This is a genomic window from Kitasatospora sp. NPDC054768, from assembly GCF_053612025.1.
Genome location: NZ_JBSHBN010000009.1, coordinates 13,817 through 29,129 on the forward strand (window position 1 = coordinate 13,817; position 15,313 = coordinate 29,129).

The 15,313-nt window shown below is 73.4% G+C and carries 13 protein-coding genes; 6 read left to right on the forward strand and 7 right to left on the reverse strand.

Annotation, left to right across the window (positions count from 1 at the left end):
• Positions 1–22: 22 nt before the first annotated feature.
• The 5 genes from ACWGKU_RS04300 to ACWGKU_RS04320 form a co-directional block, all read right to left on the reverse strand.
• Positions 23–325 carry a DUF7701 domain-containing protein gene (locus tag ACWGKU_RS04300; protein ID WP_401047914.1) on the reverse strand — a complete coding sequence of 101 codons (303 nt, stop codon included), beginning with the start codon at positions 323–325 and terminating at the stop codon, positions 23–25.
• Positions 322–807 carry a RipA family octameric membrane protein gene (locus ACWGKU_RS04305; RefSeq protein WP_401047911.1) on the reverse strand — a complete coding sequence of 162 codons (486 nt, stop codon included), beginning with the start codon at positions 805–807 and terminating at the stop codon, positions 322–324. Before ACWGKU_RS04305 ends, ACWGKU_RS04300 begins: the two co-directional genes overlap by 4 nt.
• Positions 808–978: 171 nt before the next feature.
• Positions 979–4,050: a BTAD domain-containing putative transcriptional regulator gene (locus ACWGKU_RS04310; protein WP_452178882.1), complete on the reverse strand. Its 3,072-nt coding sequence runs from the start codon at positions 4,048–4,050 to the stop codon at positions 979–981.
• A gap of 126 nt (positions 4,051–4,176) precedes the next feature.
• Positions 4,177–4,443, reverse strand: a complete 267-nt coding sequence (locus tag ACWGKU_RS04315) for a DUF4232 domain-containing protein (RefSeq protein WP_452178883.1) — start codon at positions 4,441–4,443, stop codon at positions 4,177–4,179.
• Between the two features lie 178 nt (positions 4,444–4,621).
• The gene (locus ACWGKU_RS04320; RefSeq protein WP_401045427.1) at positions 4,622–5,149 is read right to left on the reverse strand and encodes a peptidylprolyl isomerase; all 528 of its coding nucleotides are present in this window, start codon (positions 5,147–5,149) and stop codon (positions 4,622–4,624) included.
• Between the two features lie 315 nt (positions 5,150–5,464).
• Here ACWGKU_RS04320 and ACWGKU_RS04325 point away from each other — a divergent pair, with 315 nt between their 5' ends.
• The 6 genes from ACWGKU_RS04325 (at position 5,465) to ACWGKU_RS04350 (ending at position 11,166) form a co-directional block, all read left to right on the forward strand.
• Positions 5,465–6,859 carry a uracil-xanthine permease family protein gene (locus ACWGKU_RS04325; RefSeq protein WP_380548481.1) on the forward strand — a complete coding sequence of 465 codons (1,395 nt, stop codon included), beginning with the start codon at positions 5,465–5,467 and terminating at the stop codon, positions 6,857–6,859.
• A 153-nt stretch (positions 6,860–7,012) separates the two neighbouring features.
• The gene (locus tag ACWGKU_RS04330; protein WP_359910753.1) at positions 7,013–7,741 is read left to right on the forward strand and encodes a heparin lyase I family protein; all 729 of its coding nucleotides are present in this window, start codon (positions 7,013–7,015) and stop codon (positions 7,739–7,741) included.
• Positions 7,742–7,775: 34 nt separating this feature from the next.
• Entirely contained in the window at positions 7,776–8,591 is an 816-nt protein-coding gene (locus ACWGKU_RS04335) for a transcriptional regulator (RefSeq protein ID WP_452178884.1), read from the forward strand.
• Positions 8,592–8,759: 168 nt separating this feature from the next.
• Positions 8,760–9,035 carry a hypothetical protein gene (locus tag ACWGKU_RS04340; RefSeq protein WP_401045433.1) on the forward strand — a complete coding sequence of 92 codons (276 nt, stop codon included), beginning with the start codon at positions 8,760–8,762 and terminating at the stop codon, positions 9,033–9,035.
• A 41-nt stretch (positions 9,036–9,076) separates the two neighbouring features.
• Complete coding sequence (locus ACWGKU_RS04345; protein WP_452178885.1) at positions 9,077–10,030, forward strand: MvdC/MvdD family ATP grasp protein; 954 nt, start codon at positions 9,077–9,079, stop codon at positions 10,028–10,030.
• Positions 10,027–11,166 carry a methyltransferase domain-containing protein gene (locus tag ACWGKU_RS04350; RefSeq protein ID WP_452178886.1) on the forward strand — a complete coding sequence of 380 codons (1,140 nt, stop codon included), beginning with the start codon at positions 10,027–10,029 and terminating at the stop codon, positions 11,164–11,166. The genes ACWGKU_RS04345 and ACWGKU_RS04350 overlap by 4 nt, the downstream gene beginning before the upstream one ends.
• A gap of 348 nt (positions 11,167–11,514) precedes the next feature.
• On the opposite strand, the gene pepN is transcribed toward ACWGKU_RS04350, so the two are convergent.
• Positions 11,515–14,034 carry an aminopeptidase N gene (gene pepN, locus ACWGKU_RS04355; RefSeq protein ID WP_452178887.1) on the reverse strand — a complete coding sequence of 840 codons (2,520 nt, stop codon included), beginning with the start codon at positions 14,032–14,034 and terminating at the stop codon, positions 11,515–11,517.
• A gap of 477 nt (positions 14,035–14,511) precedes the next feature.
• Entirely contained in the window at positions 14,512–15,051 is a 540-nt protein-coding gene (locus ACWGKU_RS04360; RefSeq protein WP_452178888.1) for an RICIN domain-containing protein, read from the reverse strand.
• Positions 15,052–15,313: the final 262 nt, after the last annotated feature.

The following is a 15,313-nucleotide window of genomic DNA, read 5'->3' on the forward strand; positions in this document are numbered from 1 at the left end:
GAAACGGCGGGGCCCCGAATCCCTAACGGGCCGTGGGGTGGTGGAGCCGGCGGGCGGCGGTGCGGATGGCGAGGGTGTACGGGGCGTCGAGGGCGCGGGTGCGGGCGTCGAGGTCGTCGAAGGGCACCAGGGCCTTGTGGGTGTCGTCGGTGGTCTGGGTCCACGCCGTCCAGGCGTTGTGCACGTCCTCGTCGGTGACCTGCTCGCCCTTGGCCTGGAGCAGCACGGCGTAGATGCGGAAGAGGTCGTCGGAGCCCGCGGGGGGTCTGGCCTCCGAGGGCAGGCAGGAGCGGATCAGGTCGGCGATGGGATCGAGGTGGCTCATACGGCCAGTGTGCCGGTGGCGAGCGTGCCCGTGAGCAGGATCAGATGAGCCACCGCGAATGTCATCGGCACGAGCCGTTCGGTGGTGCCGAGTTCGGTGTAGTGCCGGTGGCGCCGGCCGGGCGCCGCGGCGTTGCGCAGGACGTCCCACTCGTCGGTGTAGATCCGCGCGGACAGCTTCTCCTCCATGCTGTTGATGACCTGGAACTTGGCGCCGTTGAGGTCCCGGTAGCTGCGCAGCTGCATCCACCAGGCGCCGGAGAGCGTGATGCCGGCCAGCGCGACGGCCGTCGCCACCCACCACGGGGACTCCGACAGCTTGGGTATGCCGAAGCCGATCAGGGTGACCAGCGCGGTCTGCACGGACAGGAAGAAGGTGTTGGCGTTGCCCCGGCGGGCCGAGACCCGGTCGGCCATCTCCACGGCGAGCTTGTACAGCTCCAGCAGTTCGGTCTGACGGTTCGGCTCCGGCGGCGTGGTCATCGCGAAACCCCCTCGGGCAGGTGGTGTGCCGGCTTCGCCCGCTGCCCGGGCTCCCCCCGTGGTGTTCATCCTTCCCGGCGGGACGGCCTGTCAGTGCTGCGCGGCCGGCGGTACTGCACGCCGCCGGTGCCGCGCGCCGTCAGTGCCGCGCGCCGCCGGTGCCGCGCGCCGTCAGTGCTGCGCGCCGGCGGTGGCCGTCGCGACGGCGCCCGCCACCGCGGGGGTGCCGGCCGACAGGGCGCGCAGGGCCGCGCCGGCCTCCGACTCGCCCTCCCCGTACTGGTGGGCGCGGGCGGTGCGCAGGGCGGCCCCGAGGTGGAGCGCGGCCTCCTCCGGCCGGCCGGTGGCGGCCAGGGCGCGGCCGTAGAGGGTCTGCAGGACCACCCGGCGGGCGACCGGGAAGGGCGGCTCGGCGACGGCCAGGCCGCGGGCGGCGTGGTGGGCGGCCTCCTCGGCGGCGCCGGCGGCCAGGCACTCGCCGGCCAGGTGCTGGCGGGCGAGGGCGACGAGGTCGGCGCGCCCGGCCCGTTCGGCCAGGGACAGGGCCTTCACCAGCAGGCCGCGCGCCCGGGCGCGGCCGGCCCGGTCGCCGTGGCGGGCGAGGGCGACGGCGAGGTTGACCAGGGCGACGGCCTGGGCGGTGCTGTCGCCGGCCCGGGCGGCGAGGTCGGGGGCGCGTTCCAGGTGGACGAGGGCCTGTTCGGGGCGGCCCTCCTCCAGCAGGACCCAGCCCAGCAGGGCCCGGGCGCGGGACTGGGCACCGGGGTCGCGGTCGGCCTCGGCGGCGGCCAGGCCGTGTTCGAGCAGCGGCGCCCAGCCGTCCCGGACCTGCCAGACGATCAGCGGCCACTGGAGCAGCACCAGGCGCCAGGCGCGGTCGTGGAGTCCGGCGGCGACCGCCGCCTCGACCGCGCCGCGCAGGGTGTCGCGTTCGGCGGCGTACCAGGCGAGCGCGCCCTCCCGGTCGGGGAAGGGGCGGACCTCGGCGGGACGGCGGGTGCCGGGCGGCAGGGTGCAGCACGGTTCGCTGCCGGGTTCGGCGGCGGAGCAGGCGGTGAGCAGGGTGTTCAGCAGGTGGTCGAGCAGGCGGGGCAGCACCTGGGTGTCGGTGTCGCCGGGCAGGCTGCGGGCGTAGAGGCGGACCAGGTCGTGCAGGGTGTAGGCGTCCCGGCCGATCTCCACGATCAGGTGGGCGGTGGCCAGTTGGGCCAGCGCGTCGGCGGCCTCGTCGGGGCGGCAGCCGGCCAGGGCTGCGGCGGTACGGCTGTCGAGGGTGGCGCCGGTGTGGGCGCCGAGGCTGCGGAACGTCCGGCGGACGGGTTCGCTCAGGTGCTGGACGGTCAGCGCGAGGGCGGCGGCCACGCTGGTGTCCTCGACGTCGAGGAGGTTCAGGCGGTCCTGCTCGACGGCGAGTTCCTCGGCGAGCGCGGCCAGCGCGCGGGCCGGGCCGGTGGCGAGGCGGGCGGCGGCCAGCCGCAGGGCCAGCGGCAGGCCGTCGCACAGGCCGGCCAGGCGGGCGGCGGCCTCGGGTTCGGCGGCGACCGGGTCGGGGCCGAGGGTCGCGGCGAGCAGGCTGACGGCCTGCGGGGAGGAGAGTTCGGCGAGCGGCACCGGGCGGGCGGCGTCGGAGGCGACCAGCCCGCCGAGCCGGTCGCGGCTGGTGACCAGGGTGACGCAGTCGTCGCCGTCGGGCAGCAGCGGGCGGACCTGCTCGGAGCGGCGGGCGTTGTCCAGGACGATCAGCATCCGGCGGGTGGCGGTCAGTTCCCGGTAGCGGGCGGCCATCGCCTCGGGGGTGGCGGGCATCTGCTCGGCGGGCAGGCCCAGGGCGAGCAGCAGTTCGCGCAGGACGGCGGCGGTGTCGCGCTCCGGGAGCGGGCTGTGGCCGCACAGGTCGACGAAGAGCCGGCCGTCGGGGAAGTCCTGCTGGCGGCGGTGCGCCCAGTACAGGGCGAGGGTGGTCTTGCCGACGCCGGCGCCGCCGGTGAGCACGGCGACGGCACCGGGGGCGGCGGTGGCCCGGTCGAGCGCGGCCAGTTCGTCCTCCCGGCCGGCGAAGCCGCGCGGACGGCGGGGGAAGGGCCAGGGCGCGGGCTGGTGCCAGGGCGCCGGACGCACGGGGGCGGGCGCGGGGGCTGCGGCGAGCACGGACGCGGCGGCGGGGGCGGGCGCGGGGGCGGGGGCGGGGGCGGGGGCTGCGGCCGGCAGCGGTTCGGGGCCGGGAGCCCGGTCGGGGACGGAGGTCAGACCGCCGACGGTGGGGACCCGCGCGGGCGGGACCCGGTCTGCCGGTGCGCCGTCGGCCGGTGCGCGGTCGGCCGGTGCGCGGTCGGACGCGGCCCGGCCGGCCGGCTGCTCCTGGTCGCCGGGCAGCCGGGGCGGCGGCACCCGGTCGGACCGGCCCGGCAGGGCCTCGGTGTGCCGCGGGGCCTCGCCGCGCTGCGGCACGTCGGTGCGCTGCGGCACGTCGGTGTGCCGCGGCAGGTCGGTGCGCTGCGGCAGGTCGGTGTGCAGCAGGCGGTCGTAGGCGTCGGTGAGTTCCGGTCCGGGGTCCATGCCGAGTTCCTCGGCCAGGGCGCGGCGGGTGCGGTGGAACCAGTCCAGGGCCTCCGAGCGGCGCCCCGCGCGGCCGAGCGCGTGCATGAGGTCGGCGACCAGCGGTTCGCGCAGCGGGTTGGCGGTGGCCTCGGCGTGCAGCAGGTTCGCGGCCGCGCCGTGGTCGCCGAGCCGGCCGTGGGCGCGGGCCAGTTCCTCGGCGGCGGCCAGCCGCAGTTCCTCCAGGGCCTGGGCGGCGCACTGCAGCGGCAGGCCGGGGATGGTGCCGGCGAGGGCGGGGCCCCGCCACAGGGCGAGTGCCTCGCGCAGGGCGGCGGCGGCCTCGGCGGCGTCCTCCAGGGCGCGGGCGCGGACCACCAGCTGTTCGAACCGTACGGTGTCCACCGCGTGGTCGGGGGCCCGCAGCAGGTAGGCGCCGTTGTCGGTGACGAGTTCGACGCCGGCCGCGGGGGCGTCGTGGGCGGTGAGCAGGGCGCGCAGCCCGGAGACGTGGTTGTGGATGACGGTGCGCGAGTGCCGGGGCGGCTCCTCGTCCCAGAGGGTCTCGGTGAGCCGTTCGACGGTGACCGGTGCTCCGGGGTTCAGCAGCAGCATGGCGAGCAGGCTGCGGCGCTTCGCCGATCCGGCCGGAAGCTCCCGGCCGTCCGCGGCCACCACGGCCACCGAGCCCAGCAGTCGGAACTCCACGCACCCCCCTTAGATGGATTAGATGTATATGACAAGCTTATGACACCAGGCGATCTGTCGATCGCGGAGCGTCGTGCCGGGCGCCCGGGACGACGGAGGCGGGACCGGGGCCGCCGCGTCCGGGAACTACCAGGTGACGGCGTCGTCCATGATCTGCTGCCAGCAGGTGACCTTGAGCGAGTCGTCGATGTACAGACCCTTGACGGGCAGCGAAGGGTTGCTTCCCGCGCCGACACTCTCGTTGCCCGAGGGGCCCTGGAAGTGGACGGCCGGTGAAGTCTCGGTGCGGCCGTGGCCCTTCGGTGCTCGGGTCGGTGCGGTGTCGGTGCGGTGCTCGGGTCGGTGCGCTGCTCGGACGACCGGAGTCTGCGCGGTGATCCGTCCCGGCCGCAAGGGTCAACGGCCGATCAGGGACGGCGGGACACTGGAACGGGCTCCGAGCAGGGGGAATGCCGGGGCCCTGGAACGCGGGGATGAGACGCGGGGCTGTGCGGTGGAACGGGTCGTCACCGGGCGCGCGCCGTTCCGGGGCCGGGCGCCCATGGCCGGGCGCCCGGGGAGGGTCTTCCGGTCAGCGGGTCTCGATGACGACCTTCTCGATGACCACGTCCTGGACCGGGCGGTCGTTGCGGGGGTTGGTCTCCGCCGTCGCGATGGCGTCGACGACCTTCCGGCCGGCCTCGTCGGCGACCTCGCCGAAGATGGTGTGCTTGCCGGTGAGCCAGGTGGTCGCCCCGACGGTGATGAAGAACTGGGAGCCGTTGGTGCCCGGTCCGGCGTTGGCCATGGCCAGCAGGTAGGGCTTGGTGAAGGCCAGGTCCGGGTGGAACTCGTCCGCGAACTTGTACCCGGGGCCGCCGGTCCCGTTGCCCAGGGGGTCGCCGCCCTGGATCATGAAGCCCTCGATGACCCGGTGGAAGACCGTGCCGTCGTAGAGCTTGTCCGTGGTCTTCTCACCGGTCTCCGGGTTGATCCACTCCCGCTCGCCGCTGGCGAGCTCCACGAAGTTCTTCACGGTCTTGGGGGCGTGGTTCGGCAGCAGCCGGATCACGATGTCGCCCTTGGTGGTCTTCAGCGTCGCGTACAGCTCTTCCGCCATGGCACGTCCTTCGATAGCTCCTACGGATGCGGCCAGTCTTCAGGGCGGCCGGCGGGTTCGAGCGGCGGCGACGCGGCAGTACACCCACACGGGTGACACCCCGCGAACGGGCATCCGGCCCGCGGCCGGATCCTGTGGCGCGCGGCCGGATCCGCGGTGCGCGGGCGGTGGCCGTAAGATCCCCGACAGCACCGGGCCCGTCGGGCCTCGTCACACGTATCCGCAGCTCACGCGGGTCCGTGTGATCGCCGGGACATCCGGCGGCCACGAGAATGGTGCGGACGGTTCCCCGAAGTACAGAGAAAGCGAAACACCATGGATCTCGGCGTGCGCTGGAAGCTGCACGGTGACGGGCGCACGCCCGCACCGGGGGCGGTGGTCCGTCCCGACGAACGGCTCTCCTGGCCCCGCACGGCAGGCCTCGGCGCCCAGCACGTGGTGGCGATGTTCGGGGCGAGCTTCGTGGCGCCCGTGCTGATGGGGCTCGACCCCAACCTCGCGATCATGATGTCCGGCGTGTCGACCGTGATCTTCCTGCTGGCCACCAAGGGCCGGGTGCCCAGCTACCTGGGCTGCTCGCTGTCCTTCGTGGGCGTGGCCGCGGTGATCCGGGCGCAGGGCGGCACCAGCGCGACGGTGACCGGCGCGGTGTTCGTGGTGGGTGTGGCGCTGTTCCTGGTCGGTGTGGCGGTCCAGCGGTTCGGGGCGCGCATCATCCACGCCGCGATGCCGCCGATCGTCACCGGCGCGGTGGTCATGCTGATCGGCTTCAACCTCGCCCCGGTGACCGCCTCGGTGTACTGGCCGCAGGACCAGTGGACGGCGCTGCTGGTGATGCTGTTCACCGGCCTGGCCGTGGTGTGCCTGCGCGGCTTCTGGTCGCGGGTGGCGATCTTCCTGGGGCTGCTGTTCGGCTACGGGATCTCCTGGCTGTTCGACCGGGTCTTCGGGAAGATCCACTCGGTCGACGGCGGCGGGCACATGACCGACCACTGGCGCCTGGACCTGTCGGGCGTCGGCAAGGCGGACTGGGTCGGCCTGCCGACCTTCCACGGCCCGTCCTTCCAGTGGTCGGCGATCCTGGTCGCGCTGCCCGTGGTGATCGCGCTGGTCGCGGAGAACGCCGGGCACGTCAAGGCCGTCGGCGAGATGACGGGCTCGAACCTGGACGACAAGCTGGGCACCGCGATCTCCGCGGACGGCGTCGGCTCCATGCTCTCCACCGCGGTCGGCGGCCCGCCGAACACCACGTACTCGGAGAACATCGGCGTCATGGCCGCCACCCGGGTCTACTCGACGGCGGCGTACTGGGCGGCGGCCGGCTTCGCGCTGCTGTTCGGCCTGTGCCCGAAGTTCGGCGCGATCGTGGCCGCGATCCCGGGCGGGGTGCTCGGCGGGATCACCGTGATCCTGTACGGCATGATCGGGCTGCTGGGCGCGCAGATCTGGACCAAGTCCCAGGTGGACCTGCGCAATCCGCTCAACCTGGTGCCGGCCGCGGCGGGCATCATCATCGGCATCGGCAACGTGACGCTGAAGTTCACCGACACCTTCAGCCTCAGCGGCATCGCGCTCGGCACGCTGGTCGTCATCACCGGCTACCACGTGCTGCGGGCGCTGGCCCCGGCGCACCTCAAGACGCAGGAGCCGCTGCTGGACGAGGGCACCTCCTCGTACGACCAGGACGCCGAGGAGCCGCGCACCCCGTAACGGCCGGGAGCGGGGCCGGGTTCAGGTCAACAGGGCGGCCGGCGGAAGTGTCCGAAAAGGATCTTCCGTCGGCCGTTTCGGCTGGCCGGACGGGCCGATTGCTGGTCGAATCGCTCCTCGCCCGTGTCCGCCACTCATCCCCCCGGGAGAGGCATGTCCCTTCTGACCCACCGCCGCAAGGCCGCCGCCGCGGCCGTCGCCCTCGCCACCTTCGCGATCACCTGCGGCCAGGCCTCCGCGAGCAGCTCCGCCGCCGCGGGCAAGGTCCTGTGGACCCCGAGCACCAGCACGGGCCCGTCCTCGTTCAAGGCGGTCCAGTGCGCGGCCGGCAACTTCGGGGTGGTGAAGGACTCCGCCAAGGGCAACGTGTGGCGCGCCTTCCAGGCCGGCGGGGAGGAGCGCTGCGAGACGCTCAGCCCGGACCTGAAGGAGGGCGACACCTTCTACCTGGGCTGGTCGTCCAAGGTGGACATCCAGGACACCAACAGCCGGTACGTGTTCCAGCTGAAGTGCTCGCCGAGCACCGACACGGCCAACCACCCGATCGAGATCGACATCGTGAACGGGCGCGTCCGCCTCCAGGAGTGGGACACCGCCCACGTGTCGCACTCCCTGTGGACCGCGCAGACGGCCAACAACACCTGGCACTCCTACGCCCTGAAGATCCGCCTGGGCCGCACGGACGGCACCATCGACTTCTGGTTCGACGGCGTGAAGCAGACGTTCACGACGGGCTCGGGCACGTTCAAGGGCACCACCTGGGACGGCGACCGGAACTACCTCAAGTGGGGCTCGTACCACCCCTCCACGGGCGACGCGACGAACACCTTCACCAGCCCGGTGATGGCCACGACCCTGGAGGCGGCCACCGCCGGCTCGTAGGACCCTGAGGGACGCACCGCAGGCCCGGACCGCAGTGGATGCGGTCCGGGCCTGCCGTTGTCGGACCGGGGCTCGGACCTCGCCGAACGCGCCGCCGCCGCCTCCGGCCGAGCTGGGTGCCGGACTCACCGCCGCATGGGAGGCCTACCGCGTCGGTGACTTCGTCGGCGCGGGCGTGCGTGTCGCTCCGGCATTGCGCGAAGCCGCCACCGCTCTGCGGGCTGCAACCACCGACCAGCGGGACGCGGCGGCCGGCTTCCTCGCGGACGCCTACCGGCTCGCCGCCTACGTGGCGAACCAGTTCGGCGCCCGCGACCTCGCGTACGCCGGTATCGGCCATGCGCAGCACCAGGCCCACCAGGCCGGGGATACCGTCCGTTCGGCCATGGTCGCATCGGGCCGCTCGTGGATCTACCTGCGGGATGCCCGGCTCGACCAGGCCGAGCAGACCGCGCGGTTTTCCTACGAGGCGATCGAGCCCCGGTACGGGAACCGTGATCTCGATCTGCTCGCCACATACGGATGGCACGTGACCTTCGCCGCCGTCGTCGCGGCACGGCGGGGCGACGTCGCGGACGCGGACGATCTGCTGTCGCAAGGGCACGCCGTCGCCGCTCGGATGGGCCGGGACGTCACGGTGAACGGTACGGCGTTCGGGCCGGCCACGGTCACCGCGCAGGCCATCGGCATCACGGTGTCGACCGGGCGCCCCGGCAAAGCCCTCGGTCTGTTCTCGTCGATCGGCGACACCTCCGGCCTCACCCCGTCCGCGCGCAACCGGATGCTGCTGGATGTCGCCCTCGCCCAGGCGGAGACCCGGCAGTCGGACACGGCGCTGGACACCCTGTGATACGCCCCCGCCGTTCACCGACAGTGCCCACATGGTCACAGTGGATCCGTGCTGACGCACCATCACGAAGTGGTGTGTCAGCCACAGCTGCCCCACGGCGGCCGACACCTCCCGTCCCCGAACGCAGTGCCGGCAACCGCACCACCCGACCTGAGGGGAAGCAACACCATGTCCGTTCTGACCGATCGACTGCCCACGCTGAACATCGCCGTGGACGCGGAGCCGACCGGCCCGCTCGCCACCCGGCCGTTCGGGCTCGACGCCATCACCAACCCGGTGACCGTCGCGCCGCTTCCGCCCGCCTGCGTCGACCCCGACACGCAGTTGTCGCTGATCGACGGCCGCACGGCGATCGACCTGCCCACCATGGACGGATCGGGTTGTCAGACCGAGTCCGACGGGCAGACCGTGATCAGCGTCGACTACGACCAGAACGACGACTGATGTCCGACGACGCCAGGAGCACGCGGGGCGACTCTCCCCGCGTGCTCGTCATCACCCACGACCTCGACCCCACCGCCGACTACGTCCTGCGTGAACTCAACGCCCGAGGCGTCCCGTTCTGGCGCACCGACGTCGCCGACTTCCCGCAGCGCATGACCATGACGGCCGAACTGGGGCCCGACGGCCAGTGGATCGGCACCCTCAACGGTGCCCTGCGGGGCCTCGACCTGTCCGAACTCGCGTCCGTGTGGTGGCGCAAGCCCACCGCCTTCCAGTTCGCCGCCGGCATGTCCGGCCCCGAGCGGCGGTTCGCCGCCTCGCAGGCCAAGCGGGCGTTCGCCGGCGTTCTCGGCTCGCTGCCCGGGGTGCTGTGGGTCAACCGCCCGGAGCGCAACGCCGACTGCACGAAGCCCGCGCAACTGACCGCCGCCGCCGGGGCCCGGCTGCCCGTGCCGGCGACACTGGTCACCAACGTTCCCAGGGCGGTGCGCGAGTTCGCCGAGCGATGCGGCGGCCGGATCGTCACGAAGGTACTCGGCGGGATCGTCCACACCGAGAACGGGCAGCGGGGCCAGATGTACACCACCCGTGTCCCCGAAGACCGGTGGGACGATCCGCGTGCGGCGCTGACCGCGCACCTGTACCAGCAGGAGATCACCGACAAAGCGTACGAAGTCCGGGTGACCTGCGTCGCCGGTCAACTGTTCCCCGTGCGGATCGACGCCCCGGACGGCCCCGGCCGGCTGGACTGGCGTACCGATTCGAAGAACCTCGCCTACACCCCGGAACTGCTCCCCGAACCGATCCGTACGGGCATCCTGGACATGCTGCGGCGTCTCGGACTCGTCTTCGCTGCCGTGGACCTGATCGTGGACCGGTCCGGGACGCACTGGCTGGTCGCTGTGAACCCGGGCGGGCAGTGGGCCTGGATCGACGTCACCCGCGACGCCGTCACCAACGCGATCGCCGATCTCCTCCAGAAGGGCACCACGTGACCGAAACCGCCGAGCCGACTGCCGAGAGCCTGCGCCACGCCATGGTCGACGCGCTGACCACCGACGGTTCCCTCACCGATCCGGGGTGGCAGCGCGCCTTCCGGGACGTGCCCAGGCACCTGTTCGTGCCGTACTTCTACCGGCAGGGCCCCGGCGGAAGTCAGCAGCGGGTCAGCGGTGACGACCCCGGGCACGCTGCCGAGTGGCTGAAGGCCGTGTACGAGAACCGGGCACTGGTCACCCACCTGATCGACGGGAACACCGCGTCGTCGTCCAGCCAGCCCTCCCTGATGGCCGTGATGCTCGAAGCACTCGGCGAGCGGGCCGACATTCGGGTGAAGGAAATCGGTACGGGTGCCGGTTACAACGCCGCGCTGCTCTCCCATCGCTACGGCGACGACCAGGTGGTGACCGTCGACATCGACCACGACATCACCGACACGGCACGGCGCCGCCTCGGCCGCGCCGGCTACCGGCCGACGGTGATCACCGGCGACGGCGCCGCCGCCCACTCGCCCACCGAGCCGGGGCGATCGGAATCGCGGCGCTACGGCGCGATCATCGCCACGTGCGGACTCTCCCGCATCCCGCCCGCATGGCTGCCCGAGCTCGCCCCCGGCGGCGTGATCGTCGCACCCGTCGGATACGGCATCGCGCGTGTCCACCGGACCGGCGAAGCCGAGGCCGACGGCCGGTTCCTCACCACCCCTGCCTACTTCATGCCCCTGCGGACGGCCGGGGACAGCGGGATCATCCGCCGGCCACAGCTCTCCGACGGCGACCGCCGGCCGTCCACCATCGGTGCCGATGCCCTGGCGGACGAGGACTTCCGCTTCCTGGTCAGCATCACCATGCCACCGCTCGGCTGGCAGTACGACCTCGGCGACGACGGGACGCCGACCGGCGCCCGGGTGTGGACGTCGAACGGCTCGATCGCCGAACTGCGGCCCGACGGCACCGTGACCGAGACCGGCCCGCGCCCGCTGTGGTCCGAACTCGAATCGACGCACCGCGTGTACCGGGCCCACGACCAGCCGGCCCGAGACCGGTACGGCATCACCATCACGGGCACCGGACAGCAGGTGTGGCTCGACCGTCCGGACGGCCCGTCATGGACGATGAGCCCGCGACGCTGAGCCGGCACGACGGCCCCGAGGCAGGCCGCGCGGGCACCGCGTCAGTCTGCGGTCCGGGCCTGCGGTTCAGGCACGTGCGAATGCCGGTCGGGTCCTGCGACGGGTCAGCAGTACTTGAAGGAGCTGATCCTGTCGTTTCGGCATCAGCGAGTTCGTCCGTTTCGACGGCGGCATGACCGAGTTCCTGGCCGCCGTCCTGACCGGGGAAGCCCCCGATGCCGACGAGTACATCGACCGGACGCTGGCGCCCGAGCTGTGGCTCTCGTAACCGTCTCCTGAACCCGTGCTCCGCAGGCCCGGACCGCCGCGACGTGCGGTCCGGGCCTGCGGTTCGGCTGCCGCCGGGTGCTACTGCCCGGTCAGTGCGCGGGCCCGGGCGGCGCGGCGCAGGGTGTCCAGTTGGTCGACCAGGCCGCGCCGGGTCGCCACGGTGAGGTCCGGGTCCGTGAGGCAGGCCTCGGCCGCCCGGACGGTCCGTTCGGTGGCGGCGAAGGCGGGGAAGGCCGCCGTGGTGAGCACCCGGGCCAGGGCGGGGCCGCGGCGGGCGGCGGCCGGGGCCAGCTCCTCGAAGTAGCGCGTGGTCAGTTCGTCGAGCAGTTCGGCCTGCTCGGGCTGCCACAGTCCCTTGGCGGTGGCGGCGGCCAGGTAGTTGGAGAGCTCGCCGTGGAACAGTGCCTGCCAGGCGGCCTCCTTGGCCGCCGGGTCGGGCAGGGCGGCGCGGCAGCGGGCGGCGCCCTGCTCGCTGGTGTCGCTGGGGTCGGCGGCGAGTTCGGCGGCGATCTCCGGTTCGCCCGCCGCGCCGAGCACGCACAGCCGCGCCAGCAGCTGCCAGCGCAGGTCCGGGTCGAGCTCCGGCCCGCCGGGCACCGTGCCGGCGGCCAGCCAGTCGCGCAGTTCGGCGGCGTCGGCCTCGTCGGCGGCGGTGGCGATCACGCCGCGTACGGCGACCAGGCGCAGGCCGGTGCGGTCCGGCTCGTTCTCGGTGCGCCGCAGCAGGGTGCGGCAGACCCGGGCCAGTTCGGCCAGGGCGGCCGGCCGTTCGGCGGGCGGCAGGGCGCAGTCCGCCACGAAGTCGCGGGCGAAGGAGAGCGCCGCGTCCACCAGGTGCACCGAGGTCTCGCCGGGCAGGTGGTCGGCGACCAGCCGCAGGTACTCGCCGGGCGCGAGTTCCCCGTCGCGCACCTGGTCGCGGGCGGCGCCCCAGAGCACTGCCCGGGCGAGTTCCTCGGGCACGGCGCCGAGGGAGGAGCGCGCGGTCCGCCAGGAGGCGGGGTCGAGGCGGATCTTGACGTAGCTGAGGTCGGTGTCGTTGAGCAGGGTCAGCTCGGTGCCGTCGGCCGGCGGGTCCAGCGGCACGGCGCCGTCGCCCGGCAGGTCGCCGGGCAGGTCGAGCGGCACGCGGTCGGCGAGTTCCAGGGCGCCGTCGGCGGTGCGCCGGTAGTGGCCCGCGGTCAGCTGGTGCGGGCGCAGCGCGCCGTCCGCCGAGGTGTGCTCGATGCGGCCGTCGGTCACCCGCAGGGTGTCCACGCCGCTGGTGCGCAGCCAGCGGTCGGCCCAGGCGTGGACGTCGCGGCCGCTGGCGGCGGCCAGGGCCCGGAGCAGGTCGTCGAGGGTGGCGTTGCCGAAGGCGTGCGCGTCGAAGTAGTCGTTGACCCCGGTCAGGAAGGTCTCCTCGCCGAGCCAGGCGACGAGCTGGCGCAGGACGGCGGCGCCCTTGGCGTAGGAGATGCCGTCGAAGTTCTGCAGTGCCTGGGCGGTGTCCTCGACCGTGCCGGGTGCCACCGGGTGGGTGGAGGGGCGCTGGTCGGCGTCGTAGCCCCAGGGCTTGCGGTCGGCGGCGAAGCCGGTCCAGGCGCCGGTGAAGCGGGTGGAGGCGGCGGTGACGCTGTAGGCCATGTACTCGGCGAAGGACTCGTTCAGCCACAGGTCGTCCCACCACTTCATGGTGACCAGGTCGCCGAACCACATGTGCGCCATCTCGTGGATCACCACCATGGCGCGTTCCTCGCGCCTGGTGTCGGTCACGGCGGAGCGGAAGACGTACTCGTCGCGCAGCGTGACGCAGCCCGGGTTCTCCATCGCTCCGGCGTTGAACTCCGGGACGAAGCACTGGTCGTAGCTGTCGAAGGGGTAGCGGTGCCGGAAGACCCGGTGGTAGTGGTCGAAGCCCTGCCGGGTGATCTCCAGCAGTTCGGCGGCGTCGGCGTCCAGGTGGGCGGCGAGCGAGCGGCGGCAGTGCAGGCCGAGCGGGATCCCGTCGTGCTCGGCGCGCACCGAGTGCAGCGGGCCGGCCACGACGGCGAGCAGGTAGCTGCTGATCGCCGGGGTGGTGTCGAACTCCCAGCGGCCGGGCGAGGTCTGGCGGCCCACGCTGTTGCCGACCACGGTCCACTGCTGCGGCGCGGTGACGGACACCGTGTACCGCGCCTTGAGGTCGGGCTGGTCGAAGGAGGCGAACACCCGGGGGCCGTCGTCGAGGAAGGACTGGGTGTAGACGTAGTCCTCGCCGTCGGCGGGGTCGGTGAAGCGGTGCATGCCCTCGCCGGTGTGCGAGTAGGCCATGTCGGCTTCGACGGTGAGCTCGTTGTCGGCCGCCAGGCCGGGCAGCGGGAGGCGGCCGTTGCGGAGCGTGGTGACGTCCAGTTCGCGGCCGTTCAGCACCACCCGGTGGAGTGCGGCCGGTTTGACGTCCACGGAGGTGGCGGCGCCCGGGGTGGTGCAGCCGAAGCGGATGACCGTGGTGGAGCCGAACACCTCCCGGCCGCGGGTCAGGTCGAGGTCGAGGTGGACGGTGCGGACGTCGAGCAGGCGGTGGCGCTCGGCGGCCTCGGTGCGGGTGAGGATGGAGGTATCAGACACAGGGGTCATGCTGCTCCATCCGGCGGGCGGGCGGCACCGGTTTTCGGCTCCGGGCGGGGCGGCGGGGGCGGGGCGGGCGGGTCCGGTCCGGGCCTGTGCGACCGGGCCGCGGAACACTGAGCCCCCGAGAGTGGGGACGCGACGCGCGCGAGAAGTCGGCCCCGCCGACTTCTCGCGCAGGGCCCTCGACCGGCTGGGCAGGGGCGGATCAGCCGGCTTTCGACGCCCGTGGAAGCGCTCCGGGATTCGAATGCGGAAGGTTGCCGAGGTGTGCCGGGGGCAGGTGCACGGCCCTGGTCGGAAGTGCGTCGAAGCGTGGCACGAGGCCCTTCCGGTCGCCGGCCGGCGCGGATGTCGAATTGCTCCGCGCCGATCCGGAAGGCCCCACTCGTGTCGGGACCGACGTACGGTGCGTGCGCCGCCGGGCCGCGCGGAGTGGGAAGTCGGACCGGCCGACTTCCCACTCCCGAGGTCGGCCGGTGAGCGTCAGTCCTGGTAGACGATCCAGTTCTGGTCGGGGCTGCCGGGCAGGCCCGCGCCGCTCGGGCCGCCGCCGGTGTTGGGGGCCGGGGAGCCGGCGACGGGCTGGCCGACTCCGGTGGTGTGGAGGACGAGGCCCAAGTCGCCGTGGCTCCTGATCAGGGTGGTGTCCTGGCTGACGTCGATGATCCAGCGCTGGGTCAGGTCGCCGCTGCGGCACGGCTCCTGGACGACGGCCTGCCCGATGCCCTTGGCGGTGACGCACTTCCCGGAGGTGCTGCCCTTGACGGTGAAGACGCCGACGGACTCGAAGGCGTAGTCGACCTTGTCGAACACCCAGGTCTGGCCGGTCGAAGCGGCGGCGCGGGCGAGGACGTCGGTGCCCGCACCCTCGTCCAGGTAGGTCTGGTCGCCCTGGACCTGGAGCTGCCCGGTGAAGTGGGCCAGTCCGGCGGACGCCGGGGCGCTGTTGAGGGCCGCGATACCGGTGAAGGCGACGGTCGCCCCCGCAAGGGTGGCGAGGGTCTTGGGGGTGATGAGCCTCATGTGCTCCGACGGTACGCCAACGGACCAGCGGCGGGAAGAAGGCTGGGACTTGGAGAGGATCGTCGAGCGCACCGGCGACCTGTCCGGGTTCCGCGTCGTCCCGCGCCGCCGGGTTGCAGAGAGGACGCGCGGCGGGGGGGCAACCCCCCCCCGCGCCCCCCCGCCGCGTGACCGCCGGGTCGGCGGCGGGGGCCAACCCCCCCCCCCCGGGCGGGGGGGGCCCCCCCCCGGCCGTCAGCGGGGTCGGCCCCGGGGCGCGTGC

Bases quoted from the DNA above. Each gene is read 5' to 3' on its own strand.
- ACWGKU_RS04305 (WP_401047911.1), bottom strand. From the start codon at position 807: ATGACCACGCCGCCGGAGCCGAACCGTCAGACCGAACTGCTGGAGCTG.
- ACWGKU_RS04330 (WP_359910753.1), top strand. From the start codon at position 7,013: ATGTCCCTTCTGACCCACCGCCGCAAGGCCGCCGCCGCGGCCGTCGCC.
- ACWGKU_RS04300 (WP_401047914.1), bottom strand. From the start codon at position 325: ATGAGCCACCTCGATCCCATCGCCGACCTGATCCGCTCCTGCCTGCCC.
- ACWGKU_RS04340 (WP_401045433.1), top strand. From the start codon at position 8,760: ATGTCCGTTCTGACCGATCGACTGCCCACGCTGAACATCGCCGTGGAC.
- pepN (WP_452178887.1), bottom strand. From the start codon at position 14,034: ATGACCCCTGTGTCTGATACCTCCATCCTCACCCGCACCGAGGCCGCC.
- ACWGKU_RS04325 (WP_380548481.1), top strand. From the start codon at position 5,465: ATGGATCTCGGCGTGCGCTGGAAGCTGCACGGTGACGGGCGCACGCCC.
- ACWGKU_RS04320 (WP_401045427.1), bottom strand. From the start codon at position 5,149: ATGGCGGAAGAGCTGTACGCGACGCTGAAGACCACCAAGGGCGACATC.
- ACWGKU_RS04360 (WP_452178888.1), bottom strand. From the start codon at position 15,051: ATGAGGCTCATCACCCCCAAGACCCTCGCCACCCTTGCGGGGGCGACC.